Source organism: Streptomyces sp. NBC_01445 (assembly GCF_035918235.1).
Lineage (GTDB): Bacteria > Actinomycetota > Actinomycetes > Streptomycetales > Streptomycetaceae > Streptomyces.
The window spans coordinates 1822524-1843762 of record NZ_CP109485.1 but is presented as its reverse complement, the minus strand read 5'-3'; the positions used below and the strand labels follow the sequence as shown (position 1 = coordinate 1843762).

The window sequence follows — 21239 nt, the reverse complement described above, 5'->3', positions numbered from 1 at the left end:
GCTCCAGTGGTATCCCGTCCCGCCATGCTCGTAACGGCCCGAGCATCTCGAACCGAAGCACTTGAGGAGATCCACCGTCCACCGCGAGGCCTCCACTTCCTACGCCGCCCACGTCATCGAAAAATCATTGGCATTGCAGCACGCCGGGACACGGTGGTGGCCACGACATTACGTAACCCGCACAACCGAAGAGAATGCCCAGTGCCCGAAGTGGAGTTGGTGGCCACCGCTGGTCGCAGAGGCGGCGGCCGCACTCGGAGATGCCCCGCAACGATGGTCGACGCCATGCTTCGCAGGCGCTGCTGGATCGTCTACGTGGCAGTGGGGTGCCTAGTCCTTGACCTCGACGTCGGCCGGGTCGCCTGACGGCTGCCCACAGTTCCTCAGGGCTGGCGTGCCGCCGTCTCAGCAAATCACACACTGACTTACGCCTTCCTCGTCTGCTGGCGGTACAGCGGCTGTGCCCACGCCGACCAGCGCAAACGGCGGTCGGTGCGGCTCCTTGAGCGGGGCTGGTCCGAAAATGGTCCGGATCTTGGGATGTTGGGGAGGGGCGCTGCCGTCGGCGCCTGCATCGAGGGCCGCAGCACGCGCGACATCGCCCACGCCCACGGCGTCCCGGTCCGGTGTGGCGGCATGCCGGAGGCCGGCATGGGCCGCGCCGCCCTCGCGGCCCTGCAGGGCTTCAATTCCCCCGGCGACACCTTGGCCTCCCATCGGCGCTCGCCGTGGAGTGCCACCTCAGTGGCGGCCCAGCATCTCAAGGGAAGCGAAGGCCGACCGCCTCCCCGGCCGGCTACCGCGCTTCGCACAGGCGTAGGTACTCAGCGCGACCGCTCTCTGTGGTGCCCAGGACGAGCGGGGGAGAGGATGCGACGCTGGAGTGAGGGGCCTGCGAGTGGAGGTCCGAGTGCGTCTCATTCGGTCCGGGGCCATCTCCTTCGGCCTGGTGACCATGTCCCGGTGCGGCTCAATGGCTGCAACGCAGAGCCGTGCGGTCAGTCTGTGAGCCCGCCGGCCAGGCGCACCACTCACCGAACGTCGCCAGGCGGCGTTACCGCGCGGATCCGGCCCGCCGGGACCAGGACCGCGCGACCGACCCGGAAGGCAGGTGCGTCCCATGCACACGTCGACCCGTATCGCCGGTGTCCTCACCGGCCTGACCCTCACCCTCGGGGGTATGGTCCTCGCCGCCCCCGCAGTCCAGGCGGACATCCCTGCCTGCACACAGATGGCCGGACAGGCCGGTGGCACCGCCTCCGACTCCGTCACAGCGGCCTGCAGCCGTGGCGTGGTCGGAGACATGCAGAGTTGTGTGACCGGGCTGACCGAGGCCGGAGTGGCGGGCGGCGCCGCGAACGGTGCCTGCCGGGCGGCGGCCCACGAACCGCGTTAGAGGACCGCGCGCGGTAGCCGGCCGCCGGTACCGATCGGAGGCAGGGTACGGCCCGTCTCCTCCCCAACCCCCGGCCTGCCCGGACACAACGCGGCGCCGGTGGGCAGCCTCGACGCCAAGGACATCGACGTCGCCCAGCTCCTTACCGACGCGCGCGCGGCGCACCGATGCGGCTGGTCGAGGGCGGTGACGTCATGCCTCTCCGGAGTGGGGCAGCCACCGCCCGGGCGCGGCGCCCAGCCTCGCCTCGCGGGCCTCAGGATTCCTCGGATGCGCATGACTTCCTCCTCCTTCCAGGCGTCTTCGTTCGGTTTCGGGAAGGACAAGTCTCAGGACGACGGCGCCCTCCTACTCGGCACGGGCGCTCCGCATGAGGCCTGGCCCTGGCCGCGGCAACCCTTGCCGGTATGAGCGCCGTCGGCGCTGTCAGCGCCGAGGCCGCCTCGTCTCCCAACATCACCAGAGACGAGTGCACGTCCGTCGGCGGACGGATCACATCACGCCCCCTACGTCGGCTACGCCTGCACGCTGCCTGACGGGACCACGCAGCCGATCGCTTGATCAGTCGGCGCACGGCTGGGCAACCAGTCCGGCCGGTGCACCCGGCTCGGTGCGTGCGGGGTGACGGCACCGGTCCACCGTTGGGTGGCTCGCCCACGCCCGTCTCGACACCGCGGCACTCGCGATGGTGGACGCCGACCGACTCGAAGCCAAGGCCGTCACCGCTTTGAGCTTTGAGGCGGTCCGCGACGTCATGAACACCGCGCGCGCCGCCGTCCTGAACGGCCGCGAGCCTGGATGTGCCGACGGTGATGGAGTCTTCCTTCTGGCGCGGGCGATGATCGTGCCGCTGTCCGCATCGAGGTGGTCCTTGCCGATGCCCTGACTCATCCCCGCCGCGGAAGAGGTCCAGCAGGTCATCCCGCTCTACCATCCCGTCTGAGCCAAGGTCCACCTCGTCGACATCGCCAACTGCCACGCGGCCCACGGCCCTTCCGGCGCTCGGCGAGACGGCGCCGTAACAGCACGGCCAAGGAGCCGACCGGCACGGTACACCGCCGGTCGGCTCCGCCGTGCTCCTCGACGACCCCGGGGAGGGCTCCGCCGTTCGGCCCATCAAGGGCACCGGCAACAACGCCGAAAAGGATCAAGCGGAGTCGCCCCACCCCCGCGTTCCGGTACGCCTCCGCGCCCCAGGCCGCCGCGACGACGGCGGTCCCGTACCCCGGCCGACAGGCCCGGAGGAGATCCCGCATGCGCGTCTTCCTGCCCCTGACCGCTGTCACCACCGCGGCGCTCCTGCTCGTCACGGTCACCGGCGCGACTCCCGCCGCAGCAGACCGGAACCCTGACGGAACACCACTGGTCAAGGTGTCCCACGGCGACCCGTACGCGGACTGCACCATCGGCGCGAGGTCCCCCGACAGCATCGTCTACCCGGCCACCGAGGTCGAGCCGTACCTGTCCGTCGATCCGCGTGACCCCAAGCGCGTGGTCACCGTGTTCCAGCAGGACCGCTGGAACGACGGCGGCGCCCGCGGCCTGGCGGCCGGCTGGACCAAGGACGGCCACACCTTCCACCGGAGCACGCTGCCGTTCAGCCTGTGCGCCCCCGGTGGCGCGGACTTCGAACGGGCCTCCGACCCCTGGGTGAGCACCGGACCGGACGGCACCGTCTACGCCAGCGGCGAGGGCGTCGACTTCACGAAGAGCACGCGCAGCGCCCTTCTGGCCGCCACGTCTCGCGACGGCGGCCGCACCTGGCGGAACCTCACCACCACGCACGTCGACGAGCAGCCGTTCTTCAACGACAAGCCCTCACTCACCGCCGACCCGATCCGTAAGGGCACCGCCTACCAGGTCTGGAACCGCCTCGACAACGACCCACCCGGCCCCAGCTCCCTCGACGGTCCCGGCTACATCTCCGTCACCCGCGACGGCGGCCGCACCTGGAGCAAGGCGCGGCCGTTCGTCGGCACCAGCACCGTGCCCAACACCCAGACCATCGGCCATGTGATCGTCGCCGACCGGCGCACCGGCACCCTGTACGACTTCTTCGACCGGATCACGTACTCCGACGACCTGAGCACCGTCATCGAAGCCCACTACGAGATGGTCACCTCGACCGACGCCGGAGAGACCTGGAGCGCCCCGGCCACCGTGGCCCGGGACACCTCCGTACCGGAGGTCGACCCGAACGACCCCACCAAACTGCTGCGCGCCGCCGCCACCCTGCCCAGCCCGGCCGTCGACCCCAAGACAGGCAGGCTGTACATGGCCTACGAGGGCTCGGACTTCTCCGGCGGCAGGTTCGACTCCGTCCAGCTCGTGCGCTCCACCGACGGTGGACGCACCTGGGGGACCCCCGAGCTGATCAGCCCGGAAGGCGTGCCGGCCTTCTCACCGTCGATCGCGGTCGCCGAGCGGGGCACGGTCGCACTCACCTATTACGACCTGCGCTTCCTCAAGCCGGGCGACACCACCACCCTGCCTACCGCCTACCAGCTGGCCACACTGCCGCACGGAGACCCGAAGCTCCAGACCGAACGACGGATCTCGCGGGTCTTCGACTGGCTGCAGGCGCCGTTCGCCGGGGGCTACTTCCTCGGCGACTACCAAGGCCTGGTGGCAGACGGCAAGGGAGTACGGGCGGTGCTCACCGAGACCCACTCCGGCGCACCACAGAACCGTACGGACGTGTACACCAGCAGTCTCCGCACCCGCTGACCGACGCGGACGCCGTCGGCCGGCCCGACCGCCGACGGCTGCATGCAGGCCTCGGACCCTTGGCGGCGAGGACGTACTGGCGCTGCCCGGGAACTCCTTGCGGCGAACCAAGTCGTAGCCCTTCGCCAGCGAGATGTCGGCACCCCGCCGTTCTCCGGGGCGTCGCTGGGCTACGACCCGGACAATGCGCCCCGAGCCTGTGGAGCAGCGAACGGCGTGAGGGCCCCGCACACCAGCCGCGTGCGGGGCCCTCGTAGTGGCCGACGTTGTGTGTACAGGACACCGAGCCCCACGCCGACGGCCGCTGCAACGGGCGGGTGCTTTCTTCGCTTGCGCGGAAGTTGGCCCCTCGCCGACGCCGATTACAGCGTGCTGCGGCCTGCCCGGCGTCGAGCTCGTTCGTGCCCCTACCGCGTGGCGAGTTCGCGTACCGTCGCCATGTCGCTGAACGGGAGCAGTTCTTCGTTGACGATCTGGTAGGGCTCGCTGCCCTTGCCCGCGATCAGGACGATGTCGCCGTGCCCGGCGGCAGACAGGGCGAAGGAGATCGCGCGGCGGCGGTCGGCGAACCGCTCGAAGGTGACGCCGCTTGCCGTCAGACCCGGGACGATCTGGTCCATGATCTCCCGGGGGTCTTCGTTCCTGGGGTTGTCCGAGGTCAGGACGCACAGATCGGAGTAGGTGCCGGCGATCTCCCCCATCGGGGCGCGCTTGGTGACGTCCCGGTCCCCGCCACAGCCGAAGACGGTGACGACCCGGCCCGAGGCGAAGCCGCGGATGGTGGTCAGCACCTTCTCCAGCGAGTCCGGGGAGTGTGCGTAGTCCACGATGACGGACGTGCCGTCCGGGGTCTCGTAGCGTTCGAACCTTCCCGGGATCGGGGGCATCTGCTCGAGTGCGCCGACCAGTCCGCCCAGGTTGTGCCCGACGAGGTGGCAGGCGGCGACAGCGGCCAGTGCGTTCGAGACGGAGAACCGTCCGGGAAGCGGGATCGCGGCCGGATACTTGTGGCCGGCGTGGTGCAGGGTGAATCGGGTGCCGACGGCGTCCATGGTGAGGTCGGTCGCCCGGTAGTCCGCCTCCGCGTCGATGCCGTACGTGACGACCGCGCCGGGCATCAGCGCACCGATGCCCGCTCCGAGCGGATCGTCGGCGTTGACCACCGCACGCCGGCACAGCCCCTGGAACAGGCGCAGTTTGGCGTCCCGGTAGTTCTCCATGGTGCCGTGGTCGTCCAGGTGATCCTGCGTCAGGTTGGTGAACACCCCTACGTCGATGAATGAGTGGTCCAGGCGGTGCGTCAGCAGACCCATCGACGTGGCTTCCAGCACGACGGTGGCGACACCGCGGTCGCGCATACACCCGAGCAGATACTGGAAGTCCGGCGACTCCGGGGTGGTCAGTACCGACCTCGGCATCGGAATCAGCTCGTCGCCGATCCGGCTGCCCGCCGTCCCGATGACCCCCACCTTGGCGCGCTCGGCGATCCTCAGCACCGACTCGACCATGTACGAAACCGACGTCTTCCCGTTGGTGCCGGTGACGGCCACCATGTCCATCTGCCGTCCGGGCTCGCCGTGGTAGCGGGAGGCGACGACCGCAGCGGTTTTGCGCGTGTCCGCCACCGCCACGACGCACACGCCCGCGTCCGACGCCCAGGTCGCGGCCGGAAGCTTCGGTGCTGCGGAGTCGACGAGGATCGCCACCGCGCCGCGTGCGACAGCCGGTCCGACGGACTCGAGGCCACCCTCGCGGTGACCGGGCACCGCGATGAAGAGGGAACCCGGAGCGGCGCGGTGAGCGTCGAAGCACGCGCCCGCGGTGATCCTCGTCTCCGGATCGCCCGCAAGGACTTCATGGTTGTGCCCGGCGAGCAGCTCGCTCAACTTCACAGGGGTCCTCTCGGAGATGCACCGGCTGCCGGTCGTCCGGCGGTCGGCGCGCAGGTGGCGCCCAGGGCGCCAAGGAGTGACAGAGCAGGAGAGTTTGTGGCGAGGACAGCCACAGTGCGGTTGCAGAGGGGAAGAAGACGGCGGCGCGAAAAGGGCTCCGCCGACAGAGAGACGGAATGATCAGGGCCGAGAACTGCCCGGAATCGCTAACCGTGGCCGTGCAGCGCGCGGCAGCAGGCCGCCGGCATGTTCACCAGGTTGACGCGCGCACGTGTGGCGGACGGACACAGGGCATGAGTGGCCTGGAACAGGCACTCCCTCATTGCACATGTGCGACCCATGTGTGGAGTGTACGTCCGGCCGCGGGAGCGATCTCCCGAAGTTCCTGCCTGATCTTGGACGGCGGGTGTGCCGTCTCGGTGGAACTGGCGTCGTGATCGGTGGTCGGTCGCGTGTGTGACCTGCAAGCCTTCCAAGGGTGAGGTGGGCTTGATCTGCTTTGAGGGACATCTGAGATCAGGGGTTCTGCCCCGGAAGGATGTCCGTGATGGAGAGCACGGGGAAGCAGAAGCCACGCCCTCGCCGTTCGTTCACGCCCGAGTTCAAGGCCGAGATCGTTGAGTTGTGCCGGCGCGGTGACCACTCGGTCGGTCAGATCGCCAAGGACTTCGACCTGACCGAGACCGCGGTGCGGTTGTGGGTCAGTCAGGCCGAGGTCGATGCGGGCGAGCGCGATGGCCTGACCCGCAGTGAGCGGCACCAAGGAAGGGGCCCGCTTCGTGACGGGCGGCCCCGATGTTTTTGAAGGACTGGAGGGCGGCTTCTACGCGCAGCCCACACTGTTCGCCGATTTGGACAGCAACATGCGCGTCGCGCAGGAGGAGATCTTCGGACCCGTCCTGGCCGTCATCCCCTACGACGACGAAGACCGAGGCGGTGCGCATCGCCAACGACTCCGACTACGGGCTCAGCGGCGGCGTGTGGCGCTCCCAGACCGACGCCCTGCTCGCGTGGGACTTCCTGGAAGCAGTCACGCTGTCCTGGAATTCCGTTCGGGTGCCGGATCCATGACGGCCTCTTTGAGGATCTCCCAGACGGTGGATGGGGCCACCTTCACTCCCAGGACAAGCAGTTCGCCGTGCAGACGGCGAGATCCAGTTGGGATTCTCCTTCGCCAGACTCAGCACAAGGGCGCGGACGGAGCGTAGTGCGACCAGATCACCGTCCTGGAACGGCAACTCGGCCCGGAGGATGTGAAGGTCTCTCCCGAGGGCCGGACCTTGCTTGCCGCAGCTCTCGCACCGCTGCCCCGCGAGGTGCTGCTCTGTCTGCGCCTGCTCGTACGGCCGGACACGGTTCCTGCGGTGGCACCGCGGCCTGATGAAACAGCGGCATGCAGGCACCTGCCGTCCCAAGCGGCCTGGACGACCGCCCGCCATCCGCTCGATTCGGGCTCTGGTCCTGTGCCCATACCGCGAGAACAGCGGCTGGGGCTACCGCCGCATCCACGGGGAGCCGGCCGTGCTCGGGGCCAAGGTCGCTCCCTCCACAGTCCGGGAGATCCTCAATGCCGAAGGCCTCCAGCCCGCGGATCCTGTGGCCGCTGTGTCCACCAGGTCGTGAGTCCGCCACTCACGTCTTTCCGCCATCGCGATCATCCCGACTCCGCGCGCTCGGTTGCCGGTTCGGGAAGCCTGGCGACCAGGATGTCGGCAGCCTGGGTGACGTTGTCGGCGTCGACCGCACGGGCCATCGCCACGCGGGCCGCATCGGCCGTCGTGGCTGGCGGGACCACGAGCAGAACGAAATGATCGTTGTCGCCACGGGTGATGAGGACAGTGTCGTCGCCGACAGGGAAGGTGTCGAAGTGCACGACCCGGTCGTCGACGACCAATCGGGTCGGGACCTCCTCCCAGGCGGCGGTGTCCAGGCCGACCCGCGTGATGGGTCCGAGGTGCGTGGTGAGCACCTGGATCAGGGCGGGCAGCTCTGCCGTGACATCACGGGAGCGGGGCCACCAGGCGCCGTCGAGGACGCCTTCGCGGGAGTGCGTCGTCTGCAGCCGGAGCAGTGCCGTGCCGGGTTTCACCGCCCGATGGATCTCGTCCGGAAGGAGCTTCCGGGGGGTGGGGGTGTCAGATTCAGCCATGGTGGTCCGCCTGCCTGTGCGGGGCCGCCGACACCTCATGGCCGACGAGATACCGCCGTGGTCTCACGCTACTCCGCGTGCCTGCGATCTTGCCCGCTAGCAGCAGCCGGGCGATGCCCCGGTGGGAAATCACCTGGTCAGAACGGCTCGTCGGACCGCGGCGCGGAGTACGCTGAAAGTACCGGGAGTAACCCGAACACCCGCTCCCACGCGGACGTCGTTTCCGGCGATCAAGACACTGGGCCGCCCTGCAGGGCGGCCCGGAGACGGGTCCGCATCATGACCACGACCGCCGAACGCGGAGTGGCACGGGCGCTTGTTCCCCCGCACCCGACACGCTATTCCCTGACGCCGAAGACCACCCTCGCCAGCCAGTTGGACGGTGCCTGGTGGCCCTACTCGCGCGATCTCTCCACCGAGCTTCCACCCCTGGTCGAAGCGCTGGAAGGGCGTTTGGGGCGCATTACGCGCGCCATGGTGAACCCCACCCGCTGGCCCGTCGTCCCGCACAAGGTTCCCATCAGCGGGCACACGGTGCACATGGGCTGGTTCACCGAACTGGATCCCGACAAGTTGATCCTTCTCTCCTACACCGTCGGCCGCTTCGACCTGCTGGTGATCCCGCCCGGGACCGAACCCGCCGCAGCCGCCCGACTCCTGACCGCCGCCGCCATCCCCGGCGGTGTCCTCACTGCCGGTGTGCTGATGTCCGACGAAGCCGAGACCGGCCGCCGTATCAGGGACGCCCGAAGCAGCGAGGACACCTGGGAGAACGACGGCGGGTCCGCCCTGCCGCCCCTCCGGCATCCGGTCGTGGGCGCACGGATGATCCCTCTGCCGGGGAACATGCGGAGATGACGCATGGAGACCCTGATCGCGCTCGCGGCAGGCGCCTTCCTGGTCGCGCTCGGCCTGAGCCTGATCCACCGACTCAACGCCCAGCACGACGCACGCATCGCGGCCTACTACTTCAGCGACCCCTTCCCGGCCATCAGCCGGCCATCCGGCCGCAGCAACCACAGGTCGACAGGGCAAGCCCTCAGCCGCGGGCTCACGGGCGCTTGGCCCTGACATCAGACCACTCCTCCGACCGAAGGCCGTGGGTGGGACGCCCGGAACCCTGGACAACCCTCACACCGGCTCCTCGCTCGCCCCTGAAGGGAGCAGGCACCTTGTATCCCACCGACACCGCGGCCCTGCCCTCGGCCGGACACGCCGAGATCCGCATCGTTGCCGCCACCCCCGAAGCCGCCCGTACGGTCGCCGAATTGCTCCGCCATGCCTTCGCCGGTACGGAACAGCGCAGCTATCCCGTTCCCGACGGCGGTACCCGGCTCCACCTCACCGTCGACACCGAAGCCGCCGCAGCACCGGCCCTCGCCTGGCTCACCACCAGCAGACCGTCCACGCGCACCGGCGCCTACGGCGACGAAGTCTGAGAAGCATCGGAACCTTCACATGAACGAAAGGACTCGGTCATGGCGACCCTCCGCGAGCGGCAGGTTTACCGCGATCGGGTCCTGACCGCCCTCTACGAAGCCACCGAAGGCAACCGTCTCCTCGGGGTCCCGGGGCGGACGCTGCGGAACGACCTGCGCATCCCGGAGGAGGACCTGGCCGCCGCCTGCACCTACCTGGCCGGCGAGGGCCTGATCACCGTCGACTGGGAACCGGGCAACACACCCGCGATGGTCTCCCTCACCCACCAGGGAATCCGACGCATGGAGGCCGAAGAAGAGGAGCGCGGCTGAGCCGGGGTGCCTGAGGGCCGCCCCGTCCACCGCTCAGCCCGGCACTTACGGCCTGGCCTGCACGGCCCCACTTGCACACAAGAACGAGAGGGGGCGGGGTCGGCTCGCTCGCGGCCCCGGCCCATCCGGCCCGCAGTCGTACAATTGAAAGTGGATCGAGCACTCTCACGTGCGACGATCCGGAAGGGCGGCCCTGGCGGAGTGAATGCGCCGGGGCCGTTGCGACGAACCGCCGCCATAAGGACCACGACCACGTGACCGACGACCATGCGGAACCGTCCTATTCGTGACTCCTCCCCCTCATGAATGGGGGACTTCTCGCTACGCCGGCGCGGCTTCGCGACGGACCAGCCCGGCCCGTAGAACGTTGGTGGCGCCCACCGTGTCAGCGTGCGCTGTGTGGCCGCACGAGACGCAGTGGAACTTCTCCTGTGTGGGCCGGTTCTCCGCGCCGGTATGCCCGCATTCGGGGCACTGGCGGGAGGTGTTGCGGGGGCCCACGGCGATCACTTCCCGTCCGGCGCTTTCAGCCTTGGCGGCCAGGATCGTCAGGAACACCCCCCATCCGGCATCGGCAATCGAGCGGTTGAGTCCCGTTTTCGCACTGGCCCCGATGGGCAGGAAGGCTCCCGACTTGTCAGGGTCGGGCTTCGGCGCGGCGCGCCGGACCATGTTGCGGATCTTGAGGTCTTCGTGCGCGATGACATCGTGTTGGCGTACGAGGTCAAGGGCGGTTTTGTGTGCGTGGTCGAGGCGCTGCCGGCGGATCTTGCGGTGCAGCTTCGCGACCTTCTCGACCGCACGCCGGTGGTTGGCTGTCCGCTTGTCGCGGCGCACACGCAAAAACCTCGACAGGGCCTGCTGTGCGGCTTCGAGCTTCGCGGCGCTCTTCGCCCCGTGGCGCGGGTTGGGGACGAATCCGCCGTTGGAATCGGCGAGGAAGTTGGCTATACCCAGGTCGATGCCGACGACCAGACCCGTCGCGGGCAGCGGTTCGGGCTGGACCTGTTCGGCACTCAGCACGACGAACCACTTCCGGCCCTCACGTTTGACACTGACGGTCTTGACCCTGCCGGCCACCGCCCGGTGCTGGTGCACCTTGACGTGCCCGACACCTTGAAGGCGGACGCGAGTCACCGGGTCGTGCGGCGTGGAGTCCCACCGGCAGCCGTCCCCGTCCTTCGGGAACTCCACCGTGTCGAACCAGTTCACCCCACGAAAGCGCGGATAGCCGGGCTTCTCACCGGACTTGACCCGGCGAAAGAACGCCGCGAACGCCTTGTCCAACCGCCGGAGCGTGGCCTGCTGACTGGAGAACGACCAACGGCCCTGCCGCTCCGGGTCGAACGCCCGGATGTCCTTGAGCTGTGCGGACTGCTGCCCGTACTTGATGCTCGTCTTCGAGGCGTGCCGGTAAGCGTCACGACGCTCCTGCAACGCACCGTTGTAAAGCGAGCAGTGATCACGCAGCATCTCGCCGAGCGCCTGAGCCTGCCGCACCGTGGGCCGCATGACGAACTTGTACGCACGAATCACCCGGCCCACCCCCTTCGGCTCTTGACAGCAACATAACCGAGGCCACTGACAACCCCTCCGCAGACAGAACACCCATGCACACATGACCCGTCACAGCAGCCCCGAGATGCGTTTCCCACCCCGGCTGAAGCCGGGGATACCCACGCAAGACAAGAGATGGCGGTCATCCTTCTCGTTGAGGGCTGGTTCGTCCCGCACGGTAGGCGCGTGGCTAGAGATCTCGACTGGTCCGGCGCTCTCCCAGCACGGGTGAGCGGTCGACACTCGCTTCGGGAGTTCGATCGACGTACGCCCCGGCCGTAGCTGCCAGCGGTGGCTCGGTCCACACAGCAACCTACAAGTGTGCTGCCGTCCGGCGCCGTTGATGTCACTCGTGGATGTCAAACCGGCATGCGCCTGACGTCGGTCATGCCGAGCGAGAGGCGTGCGGAAAGCTTTCGGTATCGATCGCCCAATGGCGGCCCAGGAGGCCCAACTCAGGGCTCGCGTAGGCCGAATGGGGCCATGGATGCTGGACTCACCGCATTGTTCGGTGCCGCCGTAGGCTCACTCGCCGGCCTGGCAGAAGCTTTCGGCCGGACGCGGCGCGAAGGGACAGCGGTTCTACGACTGGGCCGTCATCGACCTCGTCGAGGTGGCACTGGGTCACCACCAGCTCCTGGTCAGTCGCAACCACACTACCGATGAACTCGCCTATTATCGCCGTCACTCCACCACGTCGGCATCCCTGGCCACCCTGATCAAGGTCGCAGGTTCCAGATGGCGAGTGGAGGAGACCTTCCCAAGCGAGAAGGGGCTGGCCGGACTGGATGAGCACCAGGTCCGCCGCTACCTTTCCTGGGCCCGCTGGGTAACTCTCGCGATGCTGGCTCATGCCTTCCTCGCCGTCGTCCGTGCCGACGAACACGCACACCGCCCCACGCCGGGCGACCTGATCCCGCTGACCGCAACGAGATCCAGCGCCTGTTCATCAGTGTTGTTGTCCGGCCCGTTCACGGTCCGGCCCACCGGCCCACCCGCCCACCGGCCCACCCGCCCACCGGCCCACCGGCCCACCGGCCCACCGGCCCACCCGCCCACCGGCCCACCGGCCCACCGGCCCACCGGCCCACCGGCCCACCGGCCCACCGGCTCAGCTGGTCCGTCTGGCTACGCAGCCACCAGGCGCGATCACGAGCCAGCCATTACCGGAGACAAGTGTGACTGAGCATTTCCGCTGGCCACTCTGAGCACCGAAGTTGGTCACCCCGAGCCAAAGGCCGTGGGGTTCATCGGTCGCTGGGAGTAGGTCCTGCGCCTCAGGCGCGCTTCGCGCCTGCTTGGCTAGGGTCGGTCCGCATGGAGACCACGGGAATCGTTCGCCGGCAGACGGCGGAGCGTATGCGCGACGCTCTGGAGCGGCTCGTTACCGAGCGGGATGTATGGGTGTCGACGGCTCACCCTGATCACGGGCCGCACCAGGTGCCGCTGTGGTTCTTGTGGGAGGGGCGAGCAGTGTGGATGTGCACCAGCGCCACTTCCGTGACTGCGCGGAACGTCCGCAAGGAGCCGCGCGTGCGCCTGGCGCTACCGGACACCTTCGATGTGGTGCTCCTCCAGGGTGAGGCGGAGTGCTTCCCGGACCAGGAGGTGCCCGGAGGCGCAGCGGAGGCATTCGCCGACAAGTTCGGCTGGGATCCACGCGTGGAAGAGGGTTCCTTTCTGTATGTACGAGTGGTCCCGAGGACTGTGCGCGCTTGGCGCGGCGAGCCGGAACTACGCGGGAGAGTCATCATGCGCGACGGAATGTGGCTGGAATAACGGCCGTCCCTCGCCGACGCGCATCCACGCTGGATTCGCGCTGCCAACGAGCCTCGGAATGTCCGGGTTCGTGGGCGCCCCCGGCGCCAACCCGGCGTCATGCGAGACTCGGTCTCGCCGGCACGATTCCCCGGGGCCCGCACACACCAGCCGCATCTACCTGCAGTGCTCGTCCTCGTCCAGGACGCCGTGCTCGCGCTCCTCGGCCGGCAGCGCCCGCAACTCCTCGACTTCGGCGTCCAGGTAAGGGGTCGTCCACAGCACGGCGGTATTCAGCACGAGCCCGAGCGCGCCGAGCTGGTCCTCCTGCCCCGTCCGGCCGGCCAAGGTGCGCCCCAAAGCCGCCCATCCCCTGCTCCCGGCGCCCCAGGCCGAGGCAACAGGCCCCCTGCGCGCCCACCGTTCGGACATAAATACCGTGCCCCAGGGTGTTGCTGCTCGTTGTCGATGTTCGATGACCGTTCACCATTGAAGGCAGGGAGTTTCCCCGTGACCACTATCGACTGGGACCACCCGACCGACCCCAAGCCGGGCACCTGGCAGCTGGACCACGTCAAGCAGTACGTGGCCAACGGGGCCGAGGGCCAGTACTGGAACGGCACTCAGACCTTGCTGCTGACCACCATCGGTCGCAAGTCGGGTGATCCGGTGCGTACGCCGCTCATCTACGGTGAGGCGGACGGCGCCTACCTGATCGTCGCGTCCAAGGGCGGTGACCCCGCGCACCCGCTCTGGTACCGCAACCTGCGGGAGCACCCCGAGGTGCGGATCCAGGTCGGGCCCACCATCCTGCAGGGCACGGCCCGTACCGCGACCGCCGAGGAGCGGGCCGCTTACTGGCCGCTGATGGTCAAGCACTGGCCCGCGTACGACGAGTACCAGGCGAAGACGGACCGCGAGATCCCGATCGTCGTCATCGAACCGGCCACCGCCCCCGAGGGCTGAGCCCGGACGCCCGCTTTGGGCCCGCTGTTCGTCTTGCAGCCGCGACGACTGTCCTGGCGATTCGGCGGTCGCACGCACCGTGATCACGGATGGCCGCCGAACCCATGTCGGGGTCCAGCCAAAGTGAGTCTCGGGTCGGCGCGTCAGCGGCCCCGTGGGTATGGCCACGGGGCCGCTCGGGTGGGGCGTTCAGGATGCTTCGGGCCGCTTCTGGGGGAATCCTCGAATGCCTTTGGCGACTTGTGCCGGTGCGCCGTAGACGTGCCGAGTAGTGGGCGATCGCCGCGTCGGCGACGCGCTGCGGTTCCAGACCGGTGGCCTCGCCGCTCTCCGTCACGAGTGCGTCGGTCTACAGCAGGACCCGTACGTTCGTCATGACGCGGGCCGGCCCGGCGGGGCGGCCGCATTTGCGGGGCGGGAGCCCCCATCTGTTTGCGGCTGGTCGCGGTTGCGTGCGGGGTGGTGCCACGGGAGCGGAATCTCCTTCAGGAAGGTGGCGGGGACACTGGACCGCCGTGCCGTGCCGCCGGCTCCGGGACGGACGAAACATGTCGGTGAACCGGCCGTTGCCGACGGCACGGACGGAACGGAACTCTCGCAACTGGTCGTTTGTGAGATCCCGGGCCGGACACTGCTGCCGCCGGTGAGCGTGGTTCGGCGAGCCGCCGTATCCGTATCCGTTACACGGCGCCGTGGGCCAGGAGGCTGCGGCCGCAGTCGATGACGGTCTCGCGGGCCGGGCGCGGCTGCCATTCCAGGATGCGGTGCGCCTTGGCGGTGCTGTGGCGGTTGCGGCGTCCCAGGGCCGGGGTGATGTCACGCAGTGACGGGTCGCGGAAACGGGCCGTGAGGCGGACGGCGAGGTCGGGGATCCGGCGGGTGGAGACCCGGTGGCCGCCCTCGCCCAGTTCCTCCCGCAGGGCGTGGGCCATGTCCAGCATCCAGGTGAACTCTCCGGTGGCGAGGAAGCGTTCGCCCGCGGCCTGGGGCGAGGTCATGGCGCGGATGTGGATGTCGGCGAGGTCGCGGACGTCAACGATCTCCAGGCCGATGCGCGGCACACCCCGCATGGCGCCGGCGAGCATGCGCTGGACGATGCCGACCGAGCCGATGGTGCTGGTGGCCAGGATCGGCCCGAAGACGGCACCGGGCAGGACCGTGGTGAGTTCGGTGGGGCCGTCGTAGGTGGCCATGAAGTCCCAGGCGGCGCGTTCGGCGAGCGTCTTGGAGCGGCGATAGGGGATCAGTGTCGGGTCGTCGGGGTCGGTCCACAGGGCCTCGTCGGTGACGCCCTCTTCGCTGTAGGAGGAGGGGCTGGCGGTGTTCGCCGCGGACGTCATCACTACGCGCCGCGCCCCGGCCTCGGTGGCGGCGCGCAGTACGCGCAGGGCCCCGTCGCGCGCGGGGGCGATCATGGCGTCCGAGTTGTCGGTGACGGCGCCGCCCAGGGGGGAAGCGACGTGCAGGACGTGGTCGACACCTTTGACCGCGGCGTCCCAGCCCTCGTCCGCCGTGAGGTCGGCGATCGCGAACTCCAGCCGGCCGGCCGTGTCCGCCTGGGTGGCGACGGCTTCGCTCACCGCCTGCTCCTTGCCATGGCTGCGCACGGTGGTGCGCACGCGGTAGCCGCGGTGCAGCAGCTCGACGATGCACCAGCCGGCGACATAGCCGCTGCCTCCGGTGACCAGAACCGTTTCCGGCATGGCTGTCCTCCATGGAGTGTGACAGGATTAAACGGAAGCCCTTCCGTATTGCTTTCCGAACGTAACGGAAGCCCTTCCGCTTTGCAACCGGACCGATCGGACCAGCCATGACCCCACCTTCTGCCCGCGCCCCCCGCTCCGACGCGCTGACCAACCGGGCCCGCATCCTCGAGGTCGCCGGTGAAGCCTTCGCCGCGTCCTCGGGGGCCTCCATGACGGGCATCGCCAAGCAGGCCGGGGTCGGGGTGGGGACGTTGTACCGGCACTTCCCCACCCGCGAGGCATTGATCGTGGAGCTCTACCACCACGAGATCCAGAAGGTCATCGACCTCGCCCACGCCCTCGCGGCCGATCTGCCCCCTCTCGATGCCCTGCGCCGCTGGTTCGAGGAAGTCTCCCGATACGGGAGGCTCAAGTACGGCGTCTCCGAGGTCATTCACGCGGCGACCAACGGGGGCCTCGACGACAAGAACTATGAACCCTTCCTCGGAGCCATCGCCGTCCTGCTCGACGCCGGCAGCGCGTCCGGCGACCTCAAACCGGGCACCGACCCGCAGGACGTGCTCCTCCAGCTCAGCGTCCTGTGGCGTATCCCGCCCGGCGAGGACTGCGAGGTCCGCGCTGCCCGCATCCTGGACCTCATCCTCGACGGACTGAGAACCCGGCCCGCCGACTCCTGACCCGGCCGGTCGCAAAGGCCGCACGTGCAAGGGCCGTGATCAGCCGTATCGCGGGCGCCCTGTCGGCTCGACCTGTGGACCTGAACTCCGCGATTACGTCCAGGTGTTGGGGCGAGATGGCCCGCGTCATGGGTGGGTTGTGCGGCCAGGGCGCGGACCGCTGCGGCCCGGCTGTCCAAGGTGAGTACTCACCTGGTCCTTACGAGGCTGCGGGCCGCGCCGGAAGGCTGGTGCTGCCGCAGGCCGTCCCGGCCCTGGGGGCGGAACTGGCATGTGCGGATCCGGCGTCACCACGTCAGCGCCGTCGGCCGAACGGACAACGTCCCGCTGTTCCACTTCGCTCATCGCCCCTTCCTGCCGGATTTCTCTTGCCAATAACGTACGACCGATCGTACGTTTATTTCCTGGGACGGACAATCAGGAGGTGTGTGCGACTTGGACAGCCGTCGAATGTCTGAGCTGGCGCAGGCGTTGGCCACCGCAAAGAGCCGGCAGGACGTGCCCGCAGCCATGGAGCTCTTCCACCGGGACATGGTCCTGGACGCCCCGGCTTTCGGGACGAGGGCTCAAGGCCGGGCCGCGAACGAAAAGGCGCTGACCGGGTTCTTCGCCTCCTTCCCTGACTACCAGGTCGCTCTCGAAGGCCACGCTGCCGACGGCGACGCACTGGTCTGCTGGGGGACGGTGAAGATGACGATGACGGGTGACCGGTTCGGCGTGCACCCCAACGGCAGACGAGCCGAGTTGCCGGTGTTCATTCAGTTCGCCTTCAAGGACGGCCTGATCGCAGGCGAGCGATTCTTCTTCGATCTGTCGGAGCTCTGTGCACAGTCAGGCGTCTCGACGGACGCGGTCAGGCGAAAGCTGTTCGGAACAGCCGCGTTCGCGCCCTCCACTCCTGGGATCGAACCAATTCAAAGGTGAGGGGACATGGCTGCAGACGCTCGGCTGAAAGACATCGACGAGATCAAGACGACGCATCTCTTCGACATGGCCGTGGACTTGGACCCGCGGCTGGACATCGGCCCCGGCCCGTTGGGCCGACGGGTCCTCTTCGGCTCCGCCGGAGGGACGTTCGAGGGGCCGAGGCTACGCGGAGAGGTGCTCCCCGGGGGTGGGGACTGGACGCTGTTCCGCCCCGACGGGGTGATGACGCTCGACGTCCGGCTGACATTGCGGACGTACGACGGCGACCTGCTGCACATGACCTACGGCGGCCGCTGGGTAACCCCACCCGAACTGCGGGCCGACATGGCCGATCCCGCCACGAGGCACCGAGTCGACCCCGCCCGCTATTACTTCCGGACAAACCCCCTCTTCGAAACGGGGGCGAAGCGATACGCATGGCTGAACGACGTCGTCTGCGTGGGCTCGGGGTATCTGATCGAAGGCGGAATCGCGTACAAGATCTCACAAGTTGTGTGAACGGCTTCTGCGACAGCAGGAGAAGCGACGATTGAATCACCGACCCACGCCAGGACGTGTTCTTCCGGCAGACGGGAGGGGAGTTGGGTGGGTCGGTGTGGGGTCAGACGAGCCGACGACCTTTGGGAGGCTGGTCGGCGCTTTTCCCCGAAGAAAGGGCTGTTCCATGCGCGCGGGGCCGCAGCCAGTTCGGAGCCTCGCTCTTTGTCTCGGCGTGTCCCCCGCCGGGGCTGCACCAGCGCTGTTTGAATCGTCATATGACTAAGGGTGATGAAGCAGCCCTGTTCGGCAACCGATTCCTGACCGTGCCCGCTCCCTCGGAGACCTTCCCCGAGGAAGGCATGGCTGCGACGGACGCAATGAGGCTGCTGGATGTGGACCTCGCCATGGAGGGTGACCCGCAGCGTAATCTCGCCACGTTTGTCACCACGTGGATGGAGCCGGAGGCGCAGCGGATCATCGCCGAGAATCTCCACCGCAATTTCATCGACCATGCGGAGTACCCGATTTCCGCCGAGATCGAGCAGCGTTGCGTGCGCATGCTCGCCGACCTCTTCAACGCGCCGGGCAGGACCACCGGATGTCGGACCCAGGGCTCGTCCGAGGCGATCATGCTCGGGGCGCTGTCGCTGAAGTGGAAGTGGCGGAAGCGCCGCCAGGCGGCCAATCTGTCGGTAGACCGACCCAACTTGATCTTCGGCGGGGACGTCCACGTCGTGTGGGAGAAGTTCTGCCGCTACTTCGACGTCGAGCCGCGGATCGTGCCGCTTGCCGAGGGCAAGTACACGATCGGCCCGGAGGACGTGGAGCCTCTCCTCGACGAGAACACGATCGGCGTCGTGGCCGTCCTCGGCACCACGTTCACCGGCCACAAGGACGACGTCGTCGGGATCGACAAGCTCCTGCGGGACGTCCGCAAGGAGCGGGACCTCGACATCCCGATCCACGTCGACGGAGCCAGTGGCGCATTCGTGTGGCCCTTCCTCTACCCGGACTCGAAGTGGGACTTCCGGCTCGAGCAGGTCCGTTCGATCAACGTCTCGGGACACAAGTACGGCCTGGTCTACCCCGGCATCGGCTGGCTGGTCTTCCGCGAGGAGTCCGACCTGCCCAAGGATCTCGTGTTCCTCGAGAACTACTTGGGCAAGACCGACGCGACGTTCACCCTGAACTTCTCCACCGGCGCGTCGATGATGCTCGCGCAGTACTACAACTTCGTCCGGCTCGGTCGCCAGGGCTACACCTACGTCATGAAGATGTTGCAGGAGAACGCCCACGCGCTGGCGGACAACCTGCGGAGCAGCGGCCGCTTCGAAGTGATCGGGAGCGACCTCGAGCAGCTGCCGCTGGTGGCTTTCCGTCTCGCCGGCAAGCACGCCTACGACGAGTCCGACGTCGCCTGGCAACTCGCGGCCGAGCGCGGCTGGATGGTGCCGGCGTACACGCTCCCGCCCAACGCGGAGGGGGTGAAGATCATGCGTGCCCTGGTCAAGGAGACCCTGAGCCGCGAGCAGATCGATCGCCTGAGCCAGGACATTGACGACGCGTGTCGCACGTTGGACGACAAGGGTGCGACCCATGAGATCGAGCGGGCCCAGGTCAAGCGCGGCACGGGCTACTGACGCACCTCTGCTCCCCGGTTGCGCACACCTGCCGGCTCTGAGGGCGTCTCCACCGTGAACGCCGCCTCGGGTAGATCTGCTGCGCGTGCCGGATACGTGCCAGATCGAACGGTCAGCGTCAGCCACGGTCAGTCGAGGAGCACAGCGGCGCCCACGCGTTCGTGACTGACCACCGTCGCAGCGCACAACGCGTGGGCAAACCCGTCAGTGGGTGAGGATGCCGATGCCGTCTCCGAGCAGTTTCAGCCCGAGGACGAGGAACAGGACCGCCATCACGGCGACGTTGTGCTGAGCTGCCCAGTCTTTCCAGTTGCCGAGTGTGGTCTTCGCTCGCTCTCCCCCGAGCAGGAAGACTCCCAGTGGGGCCAGCAGGCCGAGGGTGGCGATCAGGACGAAGATGGCCAGCGATGCGATCTGCTGCCCGACCGGCAGCCCGGCTGAGCCGATGGAGGCGGCCGCGGCGATGGTCAGCGGGGCGTTCTTGGCGTTGAGCGCGGCCAGGGCCAGTCCGAGTCCGAAGACCTTGACCGGCGTGAGGCGGTCGATCGCACCCATCCACTTCGGCAGCTGGGCCTGTGAGGGATCCTTCGGGCGCCGGTGCCATTGCCGGGCGCCGAAGAGGACGAGGAGTACGCCCAGAGCGAGCTTGAGGGCTCCCACCCAGGTGGCCGGGTGATTGTGGGCGGAGGCCCCTGCGGGAGAAGCGATTGCCAGCATTACCGCGCCCAGTGCCGAGAGTCCCAGGATCCAGCCGACGGTGAAGAGGGGTCCGTTGAGACGTCCCCGAGGTGTGGCGAGTATGAGGATGATGGCGATGATCGGGAGCGGGCTGATCGCGACGGCGGCCGCAAAACCCAGCACGTCACCGAGAACTGCGCCCATGGTTGCCTCCAGAAGGGGATCAGAACGGCGATCCAGTTGAGCAACGCTTGGTGGGTGCCCCGATGGCCTGCGCGGGCAGCCTTCGGACTGTCGTGGACGTGCCCAGGTTTTGCAGACGGGCCCTGGGCCCTGGGGCGCGGCCTCTCCGGAAGTCGCCGTTTCAGATGCTGAGCGCCTCGTCGCTCAAACCCGCTCATGGTGCAGCGTGGGCGGCGCCCGGGTGGAGCGGCGGGTTGTTGCGCGGTCGGCTGCGCCGCTGTCTTTCACGGCCACGCGGAAGCGCTGCCCGAGAACGTGACAACGACGTACTCGGCACGCCCCAGTTCCATCTTCCTGCGCCTTTCCGGATCTGTCCTCGGGAGGTCCGCAGGACGCTGGGACCCTGTCCTTGGCCTGCCGGCCACCCGCATTGCTGCCTTCCCGGAACTGGACGGCAAGTCGTCACCCGAGGCGGCTTTCTTTCTCGGCACCCTGACGGACGAGGCACGTCCCTACGGTCCATCCGGCACGGACCGTAGCCGGCCATTGCGGGGAGGAATCGTGAAGTGATCGGGCTGGACCCGGCTGGACCCCGCAGCGCCGGGGCCTCTCAAGAAGCCGCCCCCAGGTGACCACATCACCCCGGGCCGGAGATGCACGGCGGCGCAGGTTCAGTCACGCTTAAGGGGTGGGGGCGATGGCGCCTCATGTTCGGACGCTTGGCGACCCTCGGACCGATCCGTGGCAGGAGA

At 68.4% G+C, this 21239-nt stretch carries 20 protein-coding genes and 3 pseudogenes; 16 read left to right on the top strand and 7 right to left on the bottom strand.

Annotation, left to right across the window (positions count from 1 at the left end):
* Positions 1 to 1120: 1120 nt before the first annotated feature.
* The 3 genes from OG574_RS08610 (at position 1121) to OG574_RS08600 (ending at position 4123) form a co-directional block, all read left to right on the top strand.
* Positions 1121 to 1396 (top strand): hypothetical protein, encoded by a 276-nt coding sequence (locus tag OG574_RS08610; RefSeq protein ID WP_326772644.1) that lies wholly within the window; start codon positions 1121 to 1123, stop codon positions 1394 to 1396.
* 685 nt (positions 1397 to 2081) lie between these two features.
* Positions 2082 to 2282, top strand: a complete 201-nt coding sequence (locus OG574_RS08605; protein ID WP_326772643.1) for a hypothetical protein — start codon at positions 2082 to 2084, stop codon at positions 2280 to 2282.
* Between the two features lie 368 nt (positions 2283 to 2650).
* The gene (locus OG574_RS08600; RefSeq protein WP_326772642.1) at positions 2651 to 4123 is read left to right on the top strand and encodes a sialidase family protein; all 1473 of its coding nucleotides are present in this window, start codon (positions 2651 to 2653) and stop codon (positions 4121 to 4123) included.
* A gap of 407 nt (positions 4124 to 4530) precedes the next feature.
* On the opposite strand, the gene OG574_RS08595 is transcribed toward OG574_RS08600, so the two are convergent.
* Positions 4531 to 6015, bottom strand: coding sequence for a UDP-N-acetylmuramoyl-L-alanyl-D-glutamate--2,6-diaminopimelate ligase (locus OG574_RS08595; RefSeq protein WP_326772641.1), 1485 nt, complete (start codon positions 6013 to 6015; stop codon positions 4531 to 4533).
* Positions 6016 to 6553: 538 nt separating this feature from the next.
* Here OG574_RS08595 and OG574_RS08590 point away from each other — a divergent pair.
* Positions 6554 to 6820, top strand: coding sequence for a transposase (locus OG574_RS08590; protein ID WP_326772640.1), 267 nt, complete (start codon positions 6554 to 6556; stop codon positions 6818 to 6820).
* Positions 6771 to 7026, top strand: a pseudogene (locus tag OG574_RS08585) (aldehyde dehydrogenase family protein); the annotation flags it as partial. The gene OG574_RS08590 and the pseudogene OG574_RS08585, both read left to right, overlap by 50 nt.
* Positions 7027 to 7051: 25 nt before the next feature.
* Here the strand turns inward: OG574_RS08585 and OG574_RS08580 are convergent.
* A pseudogene (locus OG574_RS08580) lies at positions 7052 to 7268 on the bottom strand (helix-turn-helix domain-containing protein); the annotation flags it as partial.
* Positions 7269 to 7669: 401 nt separating this feature from the next.
* Positions 7670 to 8164, bottom strand: coding sequence for a DUF5994 family protein (locus OG574_RS08575; protein ID WP_326772639.1), 495 nt, complete (start codon positions 8162 to 8164; stop codon positions 7670 to 7672).
* Between the two features lie 279 nt (positions 8165 to 8443).
* Here OG574_RS08575 and OG574_RS08570 point away from each other — a divergent pair, with 279 nt between their 5' ends.
* From OG574_RS08570 to OG574_RS08555, 4 genes are all read left to right on the top strand, one after another.
* A complete protein-coding gene (locus OG574_RS08570) occupies positions 8444 to 9022 on the top strand; it encodes a DUF5994 family protein (protein ID WP_326772638.1) in 579 nt (192 codons plus the stop codon).
* A gap of 3 nt (positions 9023 to 9025) precedes the next feature.
* A complete protein-coding gene (locus OG574_RS08565; protein ID WP_326772637.1) occupies positions 9026 to 9235 on the top strand; it encodes a hypothetical protein in 210 nt (69 codons plus the stop codon).
* A gap of 101 nt (positions 9236 to 9336) precedes the next feature.
* Positions 9337 to 9603 carry a hypothetical protein gene (locus OG574_RS08560; RefSeq protein WP_326772636.1) on the top strand — a complete coding sequence of 89 codons (267 nt, stop codon included), beginning with the start codon at positions 9337 to 9339 and terminating at the stop codon, positions 9601 to 9603.
* A 39-nt stretch (positions 9604 to 9642) separates the two neighbouring features.
* Positions 9643 to 9915: a hypothetical protein gene (locus tag OG574_RS08555; protein ID WP_116506521.1), complete on the top strand. Its 273-nt coding sequence runs from the start codon at positions 9643 to 9645 to the stop codon at positions 9913 to 9915.
* A gap of 321 nt (positions 9916 to 10236) precedes the next feature.
* On the opposite strand, the gene OG574_RS08550 is transcribed toward OG574_RS08555, so the two are convergent.
* Positions 10237 to 11451 (bottom strand): RNA-guided endonuclease InsQ/TnpB family protein, encoded by a 1215-nt coding sequence (locus tag OG574_RS08550; protein WP_326778406.1) that lies wholly within the window; start codon positions 11449 to 11451, stop codon positions 10237 to 10239.
* A 556-nt stretch (positions 11452 to 12007) separates the two neighbouring features.
* On the opposite strand from OG574_RS08550, the pseudogene OG574_RS08545 reads away from it, so the two are divergent.
* Both OG574_RS08545 and OG574_RS08540 read left to right on the top strand, forming a co-directional pair.
* A pseudogene (locus OG574_RS08545) lies at positions 12008 to 12447 on the top strand (IS701 family transposase); the annotation flags it as partial.
* A 342-nt stretch (positions 12448 to 12789) separates the two neighbouring features.
* The gene (locus OG574_RS08540) at positions 12790 to 13251 is read left to right on the top strand and encodes a pyridoxamine 5'-phosphate oxidase family protein (protein ID WP_326772635.1); all 462 of its coding nucleotides are present in this window, start codon (positions 12790 to 12792) and stop codon (positions 13249 to 13251) included.
* 156 nt (positions 13252 to 13407) lie between these two features.
* On the opposite strand, the gene OG574_RS08535 is transcribed toward OG574_RS08540, so the two are convergent.
* A complete protein-coding gene (locus OG574_RS08535; RefSeq protein WP_326772634.1) occupies positions 13408 to 13578 on the bottom strand; it encodes a hypothetical protein in 171 nt (56 codons plus the stop codon).
* A gap of 162 nt (positions 13579 to 13740) precedes the next feature.
* Here OG574_RS08535 and OG574_RS08530 point away from each other — a divergent pair, with 162 nt between their 5' ends.
* Positions 13741 to 14196 (top strand): nitroreductase family deazaflavin-dependent oxidoreductase, encoded by a 456-nt coding sequence (locus tag OG574_RS08530; RefSeq protein WP_326772633.1) that lies wholly within the window; start codon positions 13741 to 13743, stop codon positions 14194 to 14196.
* 680 nt (positions 14197 to 14876) lie between these two features.
* On the opposite strand, the gene OG574_RS08525 is transcribed toward OG574_RS08530, so the two are convergent.
* Complete coding sequence (locus tag OG574_RS08525) at positions 14877 to 15899, bottom strand: NAD-dependent epimerase/dehydratase family protein (RefSeq protein ID WP_326772632.1); 1023 nt, start codon at positions 15897 to 15899, stop codon at positions 14877 to 14879.
* A gap of 107 nt (positions 15900 to 16006) precedes the next feature.
* Between OG574_RS08525 and OG574_RS08520 the strand changes: the two genes are divergently transcribed.
* The 4 genes from OG574_RS08520 to OG574_RS08505 all read left to right on the top strand — a co-directional run bounded on the left by OG574_RS08520 (position 16007) and on the right by OG574_RS08505 (position 19626).
* Entirely contained in the window at positions 16007 to 16579 is a 573-nt protein-coding gene (locus OG574_RS08520; protein WP_326772631.1) for a TetR/AcrR family transcriptional regulator, read from the top strand.
* 435 nt (positions 16580 to 17014) lie between these two features.
* Positions 17015 to 17503, top strand: coding sequence for an ester cyclase (locus tag OG574_RS08515; protein WP_326772630.1), 489 nt, complete (start codon positions 17015 to 17017; stop codon positions 17501 to 17503).
* 6 nt (positions 17504 to 17509) lie between these two features.
* Positions 17510 to 18004, top strand: a complete 495-nt coding sequence (locus tag OG574_RS08510) for a DUF3237 domain-containing protein (RefSeq protein WP_326772629.1) — start codon at positions 17510 to 17512, stop codon at positions 18002 to 18004.
* A 257-nt stretch (positions 18005 to 18261) separates the two neighbouring features.
* Positions 18262 to 19626, top strand: a complete 1365-nt coding sequence (locus tag OG574_RS08505) for a glutamate decarboxylase (RefSeq protein ID WP_326772628.1) — start codon at positions 18262 to 18264, stop codon at positions 19624 to 19626.
* 204 nt (positions 19627 to 19830) lie between these two features.
* Here OG574_RS08505 and OG574_RS08500 read toward each other — a convergent pair whose 3' ends face one another.
* Entirely contained in the window at positions 19831 to 20508 is a 678-nt protein-coding gene (locus OG574_RS08500) for a GAP family protein (protein ID WP_326772627.1), read from the bottom strand.
* Between the last annotated feature and the right edge of the window lie 731 nt (positions 20509 to 21239).